Annotated in this window: 14 protein-coding genes, 2 tRNA genes and 1 riboswitch; of the genes, 10 read left to right on the forward strand and 6 right to left on the reverse strand. The window is 56.8% G+C overall.

What is annotated here, in order from left to right; genetic code table 11:
* Positions 1 to 92 precede the first annotated feature (92 nt).
* Positions 93 to 1547: a UbiD family decarboxylase gene (locus tag I6L58_RS04335; RefSeq protein WP_088207537.1), complete on the forward strand. Its 1455-nt coding sequence runs from the start codon at positions 93 to 95 to the stop codon at positions 1545 to 1547.
* Positions 1548 to 1689: 142 nt separating this feature from the next.
* Positions 1690 to 1859, forward strand: a riboswitch (M-box (ykoK) riboswitch).
* A 60-nt stretch (positions 1860 to 1919) separates the two neighbouring features.
* A complete protein-coding gene (locus I6L58_RS04340) occupies positions 1920 to 2921 on the forward strand; it encodes a magnesium transporter (protein WP_088207538.1) in 1002 nt (333 codons plus the stop codon).
* Between the two features lie 52 nt (positions 2922 to 2973).
* Here I6L58_RS04340 and I6L58_RS04345 read toward each other — a convergent pair whose 3' ends face one another.
* Both I6L58_RS04345 and I6L58_RS04350 read right to left on the reverse strand, forming a co-directional pair.
* Positions 2974 to 4365, reverse strand: a complete 1392-nt coding sequence (locus I6L58_RS04345) for an APC family permease (RefSeq protein ID WP_088207539.1) — start codon at positions 4363 to 4365, stop codon at positions 2974 to 2976.
* Positions 4366 to 4724: 359 nt separating this feature from the next.
* Positions 4725 to 6143 carry a glutamine synthetase family protein gene (locus I6L58_RS04350; RefSeq protein WP_006174579.1) on the reverse strand — a complete coding sequence of 473 codons (1419 nt, stop codon included), beginning with the start codon at positions 6141 to 6143 and terminating at the stop codon, positions 4725 to 4727.
* Between the two features lie 224 nt (positions 6144 to 6367).
* Between I6L58_RS04350 and puuD the strand changes: the two genes are divergently transcribed.
* From puuD to puuE, 5 genes are all read left to right on the forward strand, one after another.
* Positions 6368 to 7120: a gamma-glutamyl-gamma-aminobutyrate hydrolase gene (gene puuD / locus I6L58_RS04355; protein ID WP_161975893.1), complete on the forward strand. Its 753-nt coding sequence runs from the start codon at positions 6368 to 6370 to the stop codon at positions 7118 to 7120.
* Positions 7121 to 7145: 25 nt separating this feature from the next.
* Positions 7146 to 7703, forward strand: coding sequence for an HTH-type transcriptional regulator PuuR (gene puuR / locus I6L58_RS04360; protein WP_006174575.1), 558 nt, complete (start codon positions 7146 to 7148; stop codon positions 7701 to 7703).
* Between the two features lie 159 nt (positions 7704 to 7862).
* A complete protein-coding gene (gene puuC, locus I6L58_RS04365) occupies positions 7863 to 9350 on the forward strand; it encodes an aldehyde dehydrogenase PuuC (RefSeq protein ID WP_058609194.1) in 1488 nt (495 codons plus the stop codon).
* Positions 9351 to 9352: 2 nt separating this feature from the next.
* Positions 9353 to 10633, forward strand: coding sequence for an NAD(P)/FAD-dependent oxidoreductase (locus I6L58_RS04370; protein ID WP_088207540.1), 1281 nt, complete (start codon positions 9353 to 9355; stop codon positions 10631 to 10633).
* 39 nt (positions 10634 to 10672) lie between these two features.
* Entirely contained in the window at positions 10673 to 11938 is a 1266-nt protein-coding gene (puuE, locus tag I6L58_RS04375) for a 4-aminobutyrate transaminase (protein ID WP_088207541.1), read from the forward strand.
* A gap of 57 nt (positions 11939 to 11995) precedes the next feature.
* Here puuE and I6L58_RS04380 read toward each other — a convergent pair.
* The 3 genes from I6L58_RS04380 to I6L58_RS04390 form a co-directional block, all read right to left on the reverse strand.
* Positions 11996 to 12083, reverse strand: a tRNA-Ser gene (locus I6L58_RS04380).
* A gap of 121 nt (positions 12084 to 12204) precedes the next feature.
* Positions 12205 to 12292 (reverse strand) — tRNA-Ser (locus tag I6L58_RS04385).
* Positions 12293 to 12437: 145 nt separating this feature from the next.
* Complete coding sequence (locus I6L58_RS04390) at positions 12438 to 14066, reverse strand: ABC transporter substrate-binding protein (protein ID WP_088207542.1); 1629 nt, start codon at positions 14064 to 14066, stop codon at positions 12438 to 12440.
* A 269-nt stretch (positions 14067 to 14335) separates the two neighbouring features.
* Here I6L58_RS04390 and yccA point away from each other — a divergent pair, with 269 nt between their 5' ends.
* Together yccA and tusE are read left to right on the forward strand one after the other, a co-directional pair.
* Positions 14336 to 14995 carry an FtsH protease modulator YccA gene (yccA, locus tag I6L58_RS04395; protein ID WP_042319476.1) on the forward strand — a complete coding sequence of 220 codons (660 nt, stop codon included), beginning with the start codon at positions 14336 to 14338 and terminating at the stop codon, positions 14993 to 14995.
* Positions 14996 to 15082: 87 nt separating this feature from the next.
* Positions 15083 to 15412: a sulfurtransferase TusE gene (gene tusE / locus I6L58_RS04400; protein ID WP_006174562.1), complete on the forward strand. Its 330-nt coding sequence runs from the start codon at positions 15083 to 15085 to the stop codon at positions 15410 to 15412.
* Here the strand turns inward: tusE and yccX are convergent.
* Positions 15409 to 15690 carry an acylphosphatase gene (gene yccX, locus I6L58_RS04405; protein WP_088207543.1) on the reverse strand — a complete coding sequence of 94 codons (282 nt, stop codon included), beginning with the start codon at positions 15688 to 15690 and terminating at the stop codon, positions 15409 to 15411. The two genes, tusE and yccX, sit on opposite strands and share 4 nt — an antisense overlap.
* Positions 15691 to 15783: 93 nt before the next feature.
* Between yccX and rlmI the strand changes: the two genes are divergently transcribed.
* Positions 15784 to 16974, forward strand: a complete 1191-nt coding sequence (rlmI, locus tag I6L58_RS04410; protein ID WP_042319473.1) for a 23S rRNA (cytosine(1962)-C(5))-methyltransferase RlmI — start codon at positions 15784 to 15786, stop codon at positions 16972 to 16974.
* Positions 16975 to 17025 lie beyond the last annotated feature (51 nt).

Genomic DNA, 17025 nt, shown 5'->3' on the forward strand with positions numbered 1-17025 from the left:
CGAACACAAACAGTTTGAACTTAAACTATAAACCTGAACGGACTTTATCGCATTCTACAGGATGTTTCCATGCCAGGCCTGAGGAGTGCCGCATGAAATATTATGATGATTTAAGAAGTTTTATCACTGCGCTGGATGAGATGGGCGACATTGCGCACGTTACTCGTGAAGTTGATTGCGATTATGAACCGAGCGCGATAACCCGCCGCAGCTACGAAACTCAGTCTCCTGCCCCGCTGTTCCACAACGTTGCGGGAGTGGCTCCGGGCTTTCGCCTGTTTGGTGCCCCGGCGAGCCTCTCCTCCCGCGCCGACATGCCCTACGCCCGGGTTGCCATGTCGTTAGGGCTGGCCCCCAACGCCAGCGGACCCGAGATTATCGAAGCCCTGTCGGCAGCGCGCAGCCAGCCCGGTATCCCGCCCGTGCGTGTGGGATCCGCCGACGCCCCCTGCCAGCAGAATATTTTACGCGGTGACGAGGCCACGCTGGACCGCTTCCCAATCCCCTTTGCGCATGATAAAGACGGCGGTCGCTATGCTAATACCTGGGGCTCGCTGATCGTCAAAACGCCAGACGGCAAATGGGTCAACTGGTCGATTGCCCGGGTGATGAAGGTTGACGGTAAGCGCATGGTAGGGCTGATCGTGCCAAGCCAGCATATCGGGCAAATCTGGACCGAATGGGTCAAACGGGGGCAGCCGATGCCCTATGCGCTGGTTCAGGGGCCCGCCCCTGCCATCTCCTGCGTCTCCGGGATCCCCATTCCGGCCCACGCCGATGAGGCTGACTACATCGGCACGCTGGCAGGTGCGCCGGTCCCGGTGGTCAGGGCCGTGAGTATCGATCTGGACGTGCCGGCTACCGCGGAAATTGTCATTGAAGGGCACGTCTCCATCGAGCGCGACTGCCAGGAAGGCCCGTACGGGGAGTACGGCGGTTATCTCGGCGAAGGTTCTTCGGCGCAGCCCACCTTCCACGTCGACACCATTACCCACCGCGATGACCCGATCTGGCCGATGTCGATCACCGGACGGCCAACCGATGAGTCTCATACCCTGTGGGCCATGGGGCTGGCTGCCGATGCGTTAACCCATCTGCGCGACGCAAACCTGCCCGTCAAAACTGCCTGGATCCCGGAGGATTCAACCGTGCACTGGCTGCTGGTAGTGATGCCGCAAAACTGGCGGGAACGTCTGCCGGGCATGACCAGCGATGCGCTGTCACAGCGTATCGGTGAGGTGCTGTTTAGTACCGACGCGATGGTCTTTATCCCGAAAGTGTACGTGGTGGATGACGATTTCGACCCCACCAATCTGCGCGAGGTGGTGTGGGTGCTGTCGACCCGCGTGCATCCTGTTGGCCGCCGCGCGGTGTTTCACGATCGGCGGGTGATTCGCCTGCCCCAGTGCTACGACGAAGAGGAGTACGTCGCGGGCAAAGGGCCGAAAGTGGTCTTTGATACCCTGCAAACCACTCGCCATCTGCATGCCTCTTTTGACCAGGGTTATCCTGCGGAAATTCGCCAGCGCGTACTGGATAACGAATAAGTGAACAATCAACGCCTCTACGGAGGCGTTATTAAACCGCACATCAATCATCTTAAAAAATATATTCTTTTAAACGCTTCATAAACGTCATTTAAATTCCACAGCACGCCGTTAAAAAATGCGTATTATTCCCCTCGATTTACAACGATCTCGTTATGGCGAGGCTCCTGTACAAATACACGTTATCGCTCTGGTGGGTTCGAGAGAACCGGCACAGGGTAAAACAGGCACTGTCGAATCAAGGCTTTGTCAGTATAACTTCCCTTGCGGGATACGGTGTACAGTGCTGAACCCAGGACGTGGGGATCTCTTCTTCGACATGCCCTGTCTTGCTCGCCCCTGAGAGATTTTATTATTCAAAGGGAATTCACTATGTCTTACGCTATTCACAATCACTCTCTGGCATTCAATGACAGCGCCGTTGCGCAATATATGAATACCGACTTTATTGTTCTCGATATTTCATTAAGCGTGGCGCTGGCACGCGCGCATTTTTTCGAAAAATTAAAAGACGATGATATTCCGTCGCATATTTTTATCGAAGACAGTGGCCGCCTGGCGGGCATGGTTGCCGTGCGTAAATTATTACAGGCCGCCGATACGGAGCAGCCGGTAAAAGGGCTGATGATTTCACAGTTTGTGCAGGTAAAACCGGAAGATGAGCGCGCTGATATCGCCGGGCTGTTGGCCCACGGTAGCGCAGATGTCGTACCCGTGGTCACCCATGGCAAGCTGGTGGGCTGCCTGACCGAGCGCGAAATTGCCCATCTGCTGGAAGACGATGTCACCGAGGATGCCCAGCTTCAGGGTGCCACCCTGCCGCTGGAAAAGCCCTATCTTGAGACCAGCGCGTTCAGTCTGTGGAAGAAGCGCGCGGTCTGGCTGCTGCTGTTGTTTGTGGCAGAGGCTTACACCAGCACGGTGCTCCAGCATTTCGAAGAAGCGCTGGAGTCCGCCATCGCGCTGGCGTTCTTTATTCCGCTGCTGATCGGCACCGGCGGGAACAGCGGGACGCAGATCACCTCCACGCTGGTACGCGCCATGGCGCTGGGGGAAGTCGGGCTGAAGGATGTCGGACGCGTGCTGCGTAAAGAGATGACCACCTCAATGATGATTGCCATCACTATGGGCATGGCGGGCTGTTTCCGCGCCTGGATGATGGGTATCGGGGTCGAGATTACGATCATCGTCAGCCTGACGCTTGTCTGCATCACCCTGTGGAGCGCGATTGTCTCCTCGGTGATCCCGATGGTGCTTAAGCGCTGCGGTATCGATCCGGCGGTGGTTTCCGCGCCGTTTATCGCCACGCTTATCGACGGCACCGGTCTGATTATCTACTTCAAAATTGCGCAGTACACGCTGGGCCTGGAGTAATGGGTGAACGGCGCGCGCCTTTTTCAACGACGGCGCGCGCCATGGGGAGCAATCAGGAATCCCAGGCCTGCTCAACCTTGGCGGCCTGATACTGCGGGGGTGGCTTACGGAAGCGTCGGGTCAGGTAGGTCAGGTACAGAATACCCACTGCGGCCCACACCAGCCCCAGCGTCAGGGACGTCGCTTCAAGGTTGATCCACAGCACGCCGACCGTTGCTGCGCCGATCAGCGGCAGCAGCAGATAGTGAAAACGATCTTTCCACGTTTTGTTGTAGCCTTTGCGCCGCCAGAAGTGGTTAAACACCGACAGATTGACGAAGGTAAAGGCCACCAGCGCACCAAAGTTGATCAGCGCCGTGGCGGTGACGAGATCAAAGAACAGCGCGGAAAGCGCAACGACGCCAACCATCACCACGTTCAAAGCAGGCGTGCGCCACTTCGGGTGGATGTAGCCAAACACGCGCTCCGGGAAGACGTTGTCGCGCCCCATGACATACAGCAGACGAGAAACGCTGGCGTGCGACGCCAGCCCCGACGCCAGCGTATTAACAAACGTGGTGCAGAGGAAAATCGACTGGAACAGTTTGCCGCCCACGTACAGCGCAATTTCCGGCAGCGCCGCGTCGGGGTCTTTGAAGCGACTAATGTCCGGGAAAAAGAGCTGCATAAAGAACGAGGCGATGATGAAGATCAGCCCGCCGTACAGCGCGGTCAGGAAGATCGCTTTCGGAATGACCCGCGCGGCGTTCGGCGTCTCTTCGGAGAGCGTCGTAACGGCATCAAATCCAAGGAACGAGAAGCAGACGATGGTTGCCCCGGTGATGATCGGTATCAGATGGGCGTTCTGGCTGATAAACGGCTGGAGCGACCAGACGGTCCCCACCCCCTCGCCGTTGTGCAGCCCGTGCACCACCAGCACCACGAAGACCACCATGATCGACACCTGCACCAGGACGAACAGGGTGTTGAAGTTGGCAACGAGGCTCACGCTTTTCAGGTTTGCCAGCGTCAGGATCGTGACAAAACCAACCACCCAGATCCACTGCGGCACCTCCGGGAACATGGCGGAGAGATAAATTTTCGCCAGCAGGACGTTGATCATCGGCAGGAACAGGTAGTCGAGCAGCGACGACCAGCCGACCATAAAGCCTACGTGCGGGCCAATTGATTTTTGCGCGTAAGTGTACGCCGATCCCGCTTCCGGGAACTGGCGCACCAGCTTGCCGTAGCTGATGGCGGTGAACAGCACGCCCGCCAGGGCCAGCAGATAAGAGGCCGGCACGTGGCCGTTACTGATGCCGGAGACAATCCCGAAGGTGTCGAAAACCGTCATGGGCGTCAGGTAAGCCAGCCCCATCATCACCACCTGCCAAAGCTTTAGCGACTTGCGCAGGCGGGGTTTTTCAACGGCAGACGGGGCGTTCAGAGAGGTATTAGTCGCCATAGACCTGACCTCCCATGCTTAGGGTTGCGTGTCGGGGCATGCGCCTCAGGACACACCTGCCTGGCAAGGGAGGAAATAATAAAAAGGGAGAGAGAACGTCGCAGCAGGACAGCGCGGTCTGGCATTCAGGGCGAAGGAGAGCGTGGCCTCCCTCACCTTGCGGATATTTAAACATCTGCATCATTTCATTTCCTCGTCACACACAGTGTCGTTAACTGAAGCCCCGTTGCCGCCTGCGCTCCTTAACGCGACACCCGGGAAATGGCTGGATCACCAGCAGTTTTTTCGGCCAGGCTCCGCGCAGACCGTATGATGCTACTTATTAGACTGTCTCAACTGGCCCCTCGCGGGGCACGTTATCAGGCGTTTTTCAACATCCACTCAATTTCGGTTTCTGTGATAAGACGCTCAAACTGCAGCAGTTCATCGTTTTTGCAGGCGTGATAAACATGGCAGAAACGCTCGCCCAGACGTTCGCGCAGATCGTCGTTTTGCATAAACGTCCACAGCGCGTCGCTCTGGCGGATAGGGAACGGCAACCCGTCCTGCTCAAGCCCGTTACCTTCCACTTCTTCCTGCAGCGGTAAATCATTGTCCAGCCCGTGCAGGATCCCGGCGAAAATAGCGGCCATCACCAGATACGGGTTAGCGTCCGCTCCCGCCACGCGATATTCGACGCGATGGTTATGGCGATCGCCACACGGAATGCGCAGGGCAACCGTGCGGTTGTTATGCCCCCAGGACGCCTGGGTTGGCACATACATCCCCGGCTGGAAACGGCGATACGAATTGACGTTGGGTGCCAGCAGCGCCATCGATGCAGGCATCAGGTCGATCATCCCCGCCAGCGCCCGCTTCAGCAGCGCGGAATCTTCCCCGTCTTTATCAGCCAGCACGTTCTCGCCTTTGCTGTTTTGCATGCTGATGTGGATGTGCATCCCGCTTCCCGCATGCTCTTCGTACGGCTTCGCCATAAACGTGGCGTGCATCTTATGTTTTTCCGCCATCAGACGCACGAGACGTTTTAAGGCCAGCGCATCATCGCAGGCATCAAGCACGTTTTCGGTATGGTGAAGGTTGATTTCAAACTGCCCCGGCGACGCTTCCGCCACCGCGCCATCGGCGGGGATCAGCTGGAGCTGCGCCAGCTCGTCAATGTCGTTCAGCACGTCGGCAAAGTGGTTAAGGTTGTCGACGGAATAGACCTGGCTCTGGGTATTACGCACGTCGGTACCCGGCGCGCACGGTGGCTGGAGATACCCTTCGGCGTCGCGTTTGCGATCGAGTAAATAGAACTCCAGCTCTACCGCTACCACCGGGAACAGACCGCGCTGGCGCAGCTGCTGCCAGAGTCGGTTGAGAACGTTCCGTGGCTCAACGTCAAAGGGAGCGCCATCTTCATCAATCATCGTCAGCTGAACCTGACCAATATATTCAGGGTCGGCAGCTGATGGGGTTAAGGTGCCCGGCACCGGGACGCAGGTGCAATCCGGCTCACCCAGCTCTTGCCCTAATCCGGCCTCTTCCACCACATTACCGAGAATGTCCATGGCAAAGACCGACGCCGGGAAGTAGCAGCCTTTTTCCAGCTTGCTCAGGCCAGCAACCGGAATGCGCTTGCCGCGGAAACACCCGTTCAAATCGGTAAGCAGTACGTCGATAAACTGGGTATTCGGATAGTTTTCCAGATAGCGCTTCACCTCCTGGCTAAATGCGCTGCCCCGCCTCTCTTCCGACTGCTGCACAAAGTTCTCAACTTCTACGATATTGGTTTCCATGATTTACCACCGTTTTGGGTTTGCGTTCGCGGACTTCGACTGTCAAATATAATGTCCATACTATCGAATCTGTATGCAAACAAATTGTTTGTCAAATGTTAAATTAAGTTTGCAAATGGCAGATCCCACTGCTAGATTGAGAAAATATTGAACGAAATGGCCGTTTAATATGCGAAACCGGCCTAAATTTAGTCCACTTTGTGAGGGCGATCATGGAAAATATAATGTACAAGCCAGTTATTGGCGTGGTGATGTGTCGAAACAGGCTTAAGGGTCATGAGACCCAGACCCTGCAAGAAAAGTACCTGAATGCCATTATTCACGCAGGCGGATTACCGATTGCCCTGCCCCACGCGCTGGCCGAGCCAGAGCTGCTTTCTGTTTTACTCTCAAAGCTTGACGGCATTTACCTGCCGGGCAGCCCCAGCAACGTGCAGCCGCACCTTTATGGTGAAAACGGCGATGAGCCTGACGCCGATCCCGGGCGTGATCTTCTGAGCATGGCGTTGATCCGCGCCGCGCTCGAAAGGCGCATCCCCATTTTCGCCATCTGCCGTGGTTTACAGGAACTGGTTGTCGCCACCGAAGGGACTCTGTATCGTCGTCTTTTCGATGAGCCAGCGCTGCTTGAACATCGCGAAGATCCTGAACTGCCGGTTGAGATGCAGTACGCGCCCTCTCATGAAGTACAAGTTCAGGAAGGAGGATTACTTTCTCAGTTGATACCGGGCTGCAACACGTTTTGGGTAAACTCGCTGCACGGACAAGGAGCAAAAACGTTAGGGCCACGGCTGCGTGTGGAAGCACGTTCCACAGACGGGCTGGTGGAAGCGGTCAGCGTAAATGACCATCCTTTCGCGCTTGGCGTACAATGGCATCCCGAATGGAACAGTAGCGAATACGCCCTGTCGCGTATGTTGTTTGAGGGTTTTATCACCGCCTGTCAGAGCCACATTGCTGAAAAACAGCGGCTTTGACCACTACAGTTAAGGAAATGCAACTATGAGCGATGACGGACTGGCGCCAGGGAAACGTCTGTCTGAGATCCGCCAACAGCTGGGTCTCTCACAACGCCGTGCCGCCGAACTGTCTGGATTGACACACAGTGCCATCAGCACCATAGAGCAGGACAAAGTCAGTCCTGCCATCAGTACGCTGCAAAAGCTGCTGAAAGTCTATGGGCTATCGCTCTCGGAATTCTTTTCTGAACCCGAAAAGCCTGATGAACCGCAGGTGGTTATCAATCAGGACGATCTTATCGAAATGGGCAGTCAGGGCGTTTCGATGAAACTGGTTCATAACGGAAACCCGAACCGTACGCTGGCGATGATTTTTGAAACTTACCAGCCTGGAACCACAACCGGGGAGAGAATCAAACATCAGGGTGAGGAGATAGGCACCGTTCTGGAAGGTGAAATTATGTTGACCATTAACGGTCAGCACTATCACCTGGTTGCAGGGCAGAGCTATGCCATTAATACCGGCATACCGCACAGCTTCAGCAACACCTCGGCAGGGATTTGCCGAATTATCAGTGCCCACACCCCCACCACATTCTGATTTCAGACCCGCCCCGACGATAACGCCTTATTGTCGGGGCTTATAAAAAGCCCTATTGACGGTATTTAACAGGTCATCACCTGGGACGCCCTGCGGCCTTTTGACGCCTGTTATCTGCGACCGCCTTTATTTATCTGATTGCGACAGGAAGGAGTGAATATGCATTTTCAGGACCTGACCTACTGGCAGGATAAAGCGAAAAATATCCACATCGAAACGCGTTTATTTATTAACGGCGAATATTGCGATGCCGCCGATAATTCCACGTTCGACACGCTGGACCCGGCGGCGCAAAAGACGCTGGCGCAGGTGGCACGCGGCAAACAGGCCGATGTCGACCGGGCGGTTGAGGCCGCGCGTGCGGTCTTCGATCGTGGCGACTGGTCGCAGGCCTCTCCTGCCCGACGTAAAGCGGTGCTCAACAGCCTTGCAGACCTGATCGAGCGCGACCGCGAAACATTAGCGCTGCTGGAAACGCTGGATACCGGCAAGCCTGTCCGTCACAGCCTGCGGGACGATATTCCCGGTGCCGCGCGCGCCATTCGCTGGTACGCCGAAGCGGCCGATAAGGTGTATGGCGAAGTTGCGCCCACGGGGAATAACGATCTGGCCATGATCGTTCGCGAGCCGGTCGGCGTGGTGGCGGCCATTGTGCCGTGGAATTTCCCGCTGCTGCTGGCCTGCTGGAAGCTCGGCCCGGCGCTGGTGGCGGGCAACAGCGTCATCCTCAAGCCTTCTGAAAAATCGCCGCTGACGGCTATCCGGCTGGCAGCGCTGGCGAAAGAGGCCGGGCTACCGGACGGCGTGCTCAACGTGATCAGCGGTTTTGGTCACGAGGCGGGCCAGGCGCTGGCACTGCATCCGGACGTGGAGGTGATGACCTTTACCGGCTCAACCCGCACCGGGAAACAGCTGCTGAAAGATGCGGGTGACAGCAATATGAAGCGCGTCTGGCTGGAGGCGGGTGGTAAGAGCGCCAATATCGTTTTCGCTGATTGCCCGGATCTCGACAAAGCCGTCAGCACCACCGCAGCGGGCATTTTCTACAACCAGGGTCAGGTCTGCATCGCCGGTACACGCCTGCTGCTGGAGGAGAGCATCGCTGACGCGTTTCTCAGCCGCCTGAAAGCCGAGGCGCAGAACTGGCAGCCGGGCAACCCGCTGGATCCTGACACCACCATGGGTACGCTGATTGACGCCGGTCACGCCGACGCGGTGCACGGTTTTATTCGCGACGGAATGAATAACGGCACTCTGCTGCTCGACGGGCGTAACAGCGCCTGGCCTGCCGCCGTTGGTCCCACCCTGTTTGTCGACGTCAAGCCCGAGGCGGCTATCTGCCGGGAGGAAATTTTTGGCCCGGTGCTGGTTGTTACCCGTTTTAAAACTGAAGAGGAGGCGCTGCGCCTGGCGAACGACAGCCAGTACGGCCTTGGCGCGGCGGTATGGACGCGCGATCTCTCCCGCGCCCACCGCATGAGCCGCCGTCTGAAAGCGGGATCGGTCTTTGTGAACAACTACAACGATGGCGATATGACCGTCCCCTTTGGCGGCTATAAGCAGAGCGGAAACGGGCGGGACAAGTCCCTGCACGCGCTTGAAAAATTCACCGAACTGAAAACCATCTGGATTGCCCTGGAGCCTTAATCATGACTGAACATACCACCAGCTATTACGCCGCCAGCGCCAATAAATATGAACCCTTCCCGACGCTGAGCGAATCAATCAGCTGCGACGTCTGCGTGGTCGGCGGCGGTTACACCGGCCTCTCCTCTGCCCTGCACCTTGCCGAAATGGGCTACGACGTGGTGCTGCTGGAAGGGGCGCGCATCGGCTTTGGCGCCAGCGGGCGCAACGGCGGCCAGTTGGTTAACTCCTACAGCCGCGACATCGACGTTATCGAGAAAACCTACGGTCCCGATACGGCCCGCATGCTGGGCAGCATGATGTTCGAAGGCGGGGAGATTATTCGTGAGCGTATTCAGCGCTACCAGATCCAGTGCGATTATCGCCCCGGCGGCCTGTTCGTGGCGCTCAACCATAAACAGCTCGAAACACTGGAAGAGCAAAAGGAGAACTGGGAGCGTTACGGCAACACGCAGCTGGAGCTGCTTGACGCCAGCGCTATCCGCCGCGAGGTGAGCAGCGAACGCTACACCGGCGCGCTGCTGGATCGCAGCGGCGGGCATATCCATCCCCTGAACTTAGCCATCGGCGAAGCGGACGCAATTCGTCTGAACGGCGGACGCGTCTACGAGCAGTCTCCGGTGACCCACATTGCGCACACCAGCCCGGCGGTGGTCTCCACGGCTAAAGGGCAAGTGACCGCGCGCTACGTTATCGTCGCCGGTAACGCCTATCTGGGCGATAAAGTAGAGCCGGACCTGGCGAAGCGCAGCATGCCCTGCGGCACGCAGGTAGTCACGACCGCCCCGCTCTCTGACGATCTTGCCCGTTCGCTGCTGCCTAACAACTACTGCGTGGAAGACTGTAACTATCTGCTGGATTATTACCGCCTGACCGCCGACAACCGACTGCTGTACGGTGGCGGTGTCGTCTATGGCGCGCGCGATCCCGAGGACGTGGAGCGTCTGGTCATGCCGAAACTGCTGAAAACCTTCCCGCAGCTTGAAGGCGTAAAAATTGACTATCGCTGGACCGGCAACTTCCTGCTAACGCTGTCGCGCATGCCGCAGTTTGGCCGCCTCGACAGCAACATCTACTACATGCAGGGCTACAGCGGGCACGGGGTGACCTGTACGCACCTCGCCGGTCGGTTGATTTCAGAGCTGCTGCGCGGCGACGCCGAGCGTTTTGATGCCTTTGCCAACCTGCCGCATTACCCGTTCCCCGGCGGACGCAGCCTGCGCATTCCGTTTACCGCCATGGGTGCGGCGTACTACAGCCTGCGCGACCGTCTCGGCGTGTAATTTCCTTCATCGACTGGCGTTTTAGAAAGGGTCTTTATCATGAGCAATAATGAATTTCATCAGCGTCGACTCTCTGCCACGCCGCGCGGCGTGGGCGTAATGTGCAATTTCTTTGCCCGCTCGGCCAGGAATGCCACGCTCACCGATGTGGAAGGCAATGACTATATCGACTTTGCCGCCGGGATTGCGGTGCTGAACACCGGCCATTGCCACCCTGAACTGGTAAGCGCGGTGGAAAAACAGCTCCAGCAGTTTACCCATACGGCGTATCAGATTGTGCCCTACGAGAGCTACGTCTCCTTAGCCGAGAAACTTAACGAGCTGGCGCCTATCCCGGGCCCGGCGAAAACCGCCTTCTTCTCAACGGGGGCAGAAGCGGTAGAAAACGCGATTAAAATCGCTCGCGCCCATACCGGCCGCCCTGGTGTGATTGCCTTTGGCGGCGGCTTCCATGGCCGGACCTACATGACCATGGCGCTGACCGGCAAAGTCGCGCCTTATAAACTGGGATTTGGCCCCTTCCCCGGCTCCGTTTACCACGTTCCGTACCCTTCTGAACTGCACGGCGTGACCACCCAGGATTCCCTCACCGCGATTGAACGCCTGTTCAAGGCCGATATCGAGGCGAAACAGGTGGCAGCCATTATCTTCGAACCCGTGCAGGGTGAAGGCGGTTTTAACGTTGCGCCAGCGGAACTGGTTGCCGCCATTCGCCGCCTCTGTGACACCCACGGCATTGTGATGATTGCCGACGAAGTGCAGAGCGGCTTCGCCCGCACCGGCAAACTGTTCGCCATGGACCACTATGACGACAAGCCCGATATCATGACGATGGCGAAAAGCCTGGCGGGCGGCATGCCGCTTTCAGGCGTCGTCGGTAAAGCGGACATCATGGACGCTCCTGCGCCGGGCGGCCTGGGCGGTACCTATGCCGGGAACCCGCTGTCGATAGCCGCCGCGCATGCGGTGCTGAACATCATCGATAACGAGGCGCTGTGCGAACGTGCCCGGCAGTTGGGCGACAGATTGAAGTCAACGCTTGAGGAGATCAAAAGCGGCTGTCCGTCGCTTGCCGCCGTGCGTGGCGTAGGGTCGATGATTGCCGCCGAATTTTTTGACCCGACGACGCGCGAACCTTCCGCCGCCATTGCGCAGCGGATCCAGCAGAAAGCGCTCGAGAAAGGGCTGCTGCTGCTGACCTGCGGGCAGTACGGCAACGTTATCCGCTTCCTCTATCCGCTGACCATCCCAGACGCGCAGTTCAGCCAGGCGTTGGGGATCCTGCAGGAGGTCGTTCGCGACTAAGCTGGGCGTTAGAAACGAAAAAACCCTGTGATATTGCTATCACAGGGTTTTCGAATTTGGCGGAAGCGTAGAGATTCGAACTCTAGAACCCTTTCGGGTCGCCGGTTTTCAAGACCGGTGCCTTCAACCGCTCGGCCACGCTTCCAAAGTGAGGCGCACTATAAACATCTATTAGCGCGTTGTAAAGCAACATTTTTTCTATTTTTCGATTCAGGGTCAAAAAAGCAAAAAGCCCCGCGATATTGCTATCGCAGGGCTTTCAAATTTGGCGGAAGCGTAGAGATTCGAACTCTAGAACCCTTTCGGGTCGCCGGTTTTCAAGACCGGTGCCTTCAACCGCTCGGCCACGCTTCCTAAGTGAGGCGAACTATAAACACCTGCCCGCGCCCTGTAAAGCATCAGCCTTATCGTTCGCCTGAAAAATAGCCAAAATGCGTTTAATCGGTTGAATAGACGACAAATCGGCCATTTTCTCAGCACAAAATCCTCCCGCTACGGCTTAGTGCTTCTTAATGTACATATCTTTGGTGTAGTAGTACCCGAGCTTATCCGGCGTAAACCCGCCGACCCACGGCTTCACCAGGTGCGTACGAACGTAGTGATAAACCGGTATGGCTGGCACGTCGCGGCTCAGCAGATCTTCCGCCTTCTGATAAAACGTACCGCGCTCCTCCGCCGTTTTGGCCTTAGCGGCGCTTATCATCGCCTGGTCATACTCTGGATTGCTGTACTGGGTGGTATTCTGGCTATCGCCGGTCCGGAAGTTGTTCAGGAAGGTGGAGGCGTCGTCGTAGTCTGCAATCCACGCGTAGCGCACCGCGTCAAAGTTGTGGGTGTGCATGGTATCCAGCATGGTTTTCCACTCCTGGTTTTGCAGCTTCGCCTCCACGCCGAGATTTTTCTTCCACATTGAGCTGGCGGCGATTGCGATGCGCTGATGCGATTCGGAGGTGTTATAGAGCAGATTAAAGCTGAGGGGATGATCGGCATTAAATCCGGCCTCTGCCAGCAGCTTTTTCGCCTCGGCAATGCGCTTGTCCATCGGCCAGCTGGCATAATCCGGGTTCTTTAACGTCACGCCGCCGATATCCGGCTGGCTGATAAGCCAGGCGGGACGCTGCCCCTGCCCCAACACCTTCTCCGCAATGATCTCTTTATCCAGCGCCAGGTTCAGCGCCTTGCGCACGCGGGCATCGTTGAACGGCGGACGAGCGGTGTTGAATTCGTAGTAGTAGGTTGCAAGCTGCGGCGAAACGTCCAGCTCGCTGCCCAGCGTTTTTTTCAGCAGCGCAAACTGGTTGATCGGGACCGTATAAACGATATCGATTTCGCCCGCCTTGTAGCGGTTGACGTCCGAAGCCTCGGAGGTAATGGGCAAATAGGTGACTTTATTGATGACGGTATGGGCGTTATCCCAGTAGTGTGGGTTGCGCTCAGCGATGATGCGTTCGTTCACCACCCACTGCGACAGTTTGTACGCCCCGCTGGTGACAATGTGCTCAGGTTTAGTCCACTTCTCGCCGTAGCGTCCCACCAGCACCTTATCAATCGGCACCAGCGACGGGTGCGCCAGCATCGCCAGGAAGGCCGCGTTTGGCTGGTTTAAGGTCACCTCGAGCGTGGCATCGTCAATCGCCTTTACGCCCAGCGTCTCGGGAGACTTTTTGCCTGCGGCAATGTCGGCAGCGTTAGCAATGTGCATGCTGCCGGGATAGCTGGCGTAAGGTGACACCGTTTTTGGGTCAACCAGACGCTGCCAGCTCCAGACGACATCCTGCGCGGTGATGGCCGTACCGTCGCTCCAGGTGATGCCCGGACGCAAATGGAACGTCCAGACGGTGTTGTCTTTATTGTCCCATTTTTCCGCCAGCCGCGGCTGGATCTCGCCCTTCGGAGAAACGCTTACCAGCCCGTCGAATAAATCGCTGATAATATTGAATTCGACGTCGCTTTCCACCTTATGTGGATCCAGCGACGCCGGTTCATTACCGTTGTTGCGGACCAACTCCTGCTTTTGCGCAAGCTCAGTCCCTGCCGGCACGCTGGCGGACCAGGAGGGTGCGCTCGCACCGAGAAGCGCGGCGGTGACCAAAGAGAGTGTAAAGATATTGCGTGTTTGTGGTTTCATTTCCTTCGCCTTATTGTCTGTATTCTGACGATCCCGCAATAACTCTTAGCGCCGCGGCTGTAATAACGCAATATTTTTCAGTAACCTATAAGAGCCCGATCTGGATAAAATCTTTAAAACGCCGTTCATTCTGCCAAATGCCATTTTTGTAGAATAAATAACCAGCCACGGCGCTAAGGCGCTGAGTAAAGATGGGTAAAACCATTTTGAGTCTGGCGTCCCGTTTCCTATTCTTGCCGTTAATTACATCTGTCATAAGAGAGTGACTCATGGATCGTATTGTAAGTTCTTCACGCGACCGCACATCGCTACTCAGCACGCATAAAGTGCTGCGCAACACCTATTTCATGCTCAGCCTGACGCTGGCGTTTTCCGCTATCACCGCCACGGCCAGCACCGTGCTGATGCTGCCGTCTCCGGGTCTGATCCTGACGCTGGTGGGCATGTACGGTCTGATGTTCCTGACCTACAAAACCGCTGACAAACCGGTGGGAATTTTGTCCGCGTTCGCCTTTACCGGCTTCCTGGGCTACATTCTGGGGCCGATTCTGAACGCCTATCTGTCGGCCGGTATGGGTGACGTGATCGGCATGGCGCTGGGCGGTACCGCGCTGGTGTTCTTCTGCTGCTCAGCCTACGTGCTGACCACCCGGAAAGACATGTCCTTCCTCGGCGGGATGCTGATGGCAGGTATCGTGGTGGTGCTGATTGGTATGGTGGCGAACATCTTCCTGCAGCTGCCTGCCCTGCACCTGGCTATCAGCGCGGTGTTCATCCTGATTTCATCGGGTGCCATCCTGTATGAAACCAGCAACATCATTCACGGCGGTGAGACCAACTACATCCGCGCTACCGTGAGCCTGTATGTGTCGCTGTACAATATCTTCGTCAGCCTGCTGAGCATCCTGGGCTTTGCAAGCCGCGATTAATCAACAGTGCTATGAACTCAGCCCCGCTTATGCGGGGCTTTGTTTTTTGGTACACTGCCGCGGTTTTTGACTGACGTGTGAAAGGCTATGTTGAACTTTGAAGGTAAAGAGATCGAAACCGATAACGACGGTTATCTCAAAGAGAGCGGTCAGTGGAGCGAAGCGCTGGCGGAAGTGATTGCCGAAAAAGAAGGCATTACCCTCTCCCCCGAGCACTGGGAAGTGGTGCGCTTCGTTCGCGAGTTTTATCTCGAATTTAACACCTCACCCGCAATCCGTATGCTGGTGAAGGCGATGGCGAACACATTTGGTGAAGAGAAAGGCAACAGCCGTTATCTGTACCGTCTGTTCCCGAAAGGCCCGGCCAAGCAGGCGACCAAAATTGCCGGCCTGCCAAAACCGGTGAAGTGTATTTAATAGCGAATACCGAAGTCAGCGTATTCCCGGTCGGGTTGATGCGGTTGCGTTAAGACTTTATCAACCCGGGCGCTACGCGGCCCGCCCGCCTTCAGCCAGGCTATCAGGGTTTCCACCCGCTCCGCCTCGCCACAGGCTAAAACCTCCACGCTGCCGTCGTCCAGATTGCGCGCATAGCCCGTCAGCCCAAGCTGGAGTGCTTCCCGCTGGGTGCTGTAACGAAACCCGACGCCCTGAACCATGCCGTGAACCCACGCGATTGTGCAGACTTTTGACATCTTCCTTCCCCTTATCCGTCTGGCGCGTTGCATTTCCTCACTGAACTCGGGAAAATGGCGGCCATTTCATTGGAATCGACAGAATAGCAAATTATGAGTGTACGTTTAGTGTTAGCCAAAGGGCGCGAGAAGTCATTACTGCGCCGTCATCCCTGGGTCTTCTCCGGCGCGGTTGCCCGCATGGAAGGCAAAGCCAGCCTCGGTGAGACCATTGATATCGTTGACCATCAAGGGAAATGGTTAGCGCGCGGCGCATACTCGCCTGCGTCTCAGATCCGCGCTCGCGTGTGGACCTTCGATAAAGATGAAACCATCGACATCGATTTCTTTGTTCGTCGCCTGCAGCAGGCGCACCAGTGGCGCGAGTGGCTGGCACAGCGTGACGGGCTGGACAGCTATCGTCTGATTGCCGGCGAGTCCGATGGTCTGCCGGGCGTGACCATTGACCGCTTCGGCAACTTCCTGGTGCTGCAGCTGCTGAGCGCAGGTGCGGAATACCAACGTGCCGCGCTGATCAGCGCCTTACAGTCTCAGTTCCCGGAATGTGCCATTTACGACCGCAGCGACGTGGCGGTGCGTAAAAAAGAGGGCATGGAGCTGACGCAAGGCCCGGTCACCGGCGAACTGCCACCTGCCCTGCTGCCTATTGAAGAGCACGGCATGAAGCTGCTGGTGGACATCCAGGGCGGGCATAAAACCGGTTATTACCTCGACCAGCGCGACAGCCGTCTGGCGACGCGCCAGTACGTTGCCAACAAACGCGTCCTGAACTGCTTCTCCTACACCGGCGGGTTTGCCGTCTCTGCGCTGATGGGCGGCTGTGCTCAGGTGGTGAGCGTGGATACGTCTCAGGAAGCGCTGGACGTGGCAAAGCAAAACGTCGAGCTGAACAAGCTGGACCTGAGCAAAGCCGAGTTCGTGCGTGACGACGTCTTTAAGCTGCTGCGCAAATACCGCGATCAGGGCGAAAAATTCGACGTCATCGTGATGGACCCGCCGAAATTCGTTGAGAACAAAAGCCAGCTGATGGGCGCGTGCCGTGGGTATAAAGACATCAACATGCTGGCTATTCAGCTGCTGAATCCTGGCGGCGTGCTGTTGACCTTCTCCTGCTCGGGGCTGATGACCACCGATTTATTTCAGAAAATCATCGCGGATGCCGCAATAGATGCGGGTCGTGATGTACAATTTATAGAGCAGTTCCGTCAGGCAGCAGACCATCCTGTGATCGCTACCTACCCGGAAGGGCTGTATCTGAAAGGGTTTGCCTGTCGCGTCATGTAACTTGAAAAGAGAAATATTGCCCGCACATAGAGTGTAAGTAATGTTTCCCGG

It is taken from the genome of Enterobacter cancerogenus (assembly GCF_019047785.1).
Lineage (GTDB): Bacteria > Pseudomonadota > Gammaproteobacteria > Enterobacterales > Enterobacteriaceae > Enterobacter > Enterobacter cancerogenus.

Excerpts from the sequence above, each read along its gene's own strand:
- I6L58_RS04335 (WP_088207537.1), top strand. The coding sequence starts at position 93 with ATGAAATATTATGATGATTTAAGAAGTTTTATCACTGCGCTGGATGAG.
- I6L58_RS04340 (WP_088207538.1), top strand. The coding sequence starts at position 1,920 with ATGTCTTACGCTATTCACAATCACTCTCTGGCATTCAATGACAGCGCC.
- I6L58_RS04345 (WP_088207539.1), bottom strand. The coding sequence starts at position 4,365 with ATGGCGACTAATACCTCTCTGAACGCCCCGTCTGCCGTTGAAAAACCC.
- I6L58_RS04350 (WP_006174579.1), bottom strand. The coding sequence starts at position 6,143 with ATGGAAACCAATATCGTAGAAGTTGAGAACTTTGTGCAGCAGTCGGAA.
- puuD (WP_161975893.1), top strand. The coding sequence starts at position 6,368 with ATGTACAAGCCAGTTATTGGCGTGGTGATGTGTCGAAACAGGCTTAAG.
- puuR (WP_006174575.1), top strand. The coding sequence starts at position 7,146 with ATGAGCGATGACGGACTGGCGCCAGGGAAACGTCTGTCTGAGATCCGC.
- puuC (WP_058609194.1), top strand. The coding sequence starts at position 7,863 with ATGCATTTTCAGGACCTGACCTACTGGCAGGATAAAGCGAAAAATATC.
- I6L58_RS04370 (WP_088207540.1), top strand. The coding sequence starts at position 9,353 with ATGACTGAACATACCACCAGCTATTACGCCGCCAGCGCCAATAAATAT.
- puuE (WP_088207541.1), top strand. The coding sequence starts at position 10,673 with ATGAGCAATAATGAATTTCATCAGCGTCGACTCTCTGCCACGCCGCGC.
- I6L58_RS04390 (WP_088207542.1), bottom strand. The coding sequence starts at position 14,066 with ATGAAACCACAAACACGCAATATCTTTACACTCTCTTTGGTCACCGCC.
- yccA (WP_042319476.1), top strand. The coding sequence starts at position 14,336 with ATGGATCGTATTGTAAGTTCTTCACGCGACCGCACATCGCTACTCAGC.
- tusE (WP_006174562.1), top strand. The coding sequence starts at position 15,083 with ATGTTGAACTTTGAAGGTAAAGAGATCGAAACCGATAACGACGGTTAT.
- yccX (WP_088207543.1), bottom strand. The coding sequence starts at position 15,690 with ATGTCAAAAGTCTGCACAATCGCGTGGGTTCACGGCATGGTTCAGGGC.
- rlmI (WP_042319473.1), top strand. The coding sequence starts at position 15,784 with ATGAGTGTACGTTTAGTGTTAGCCAAAGGGCGCGAGAAGTCATTACTG.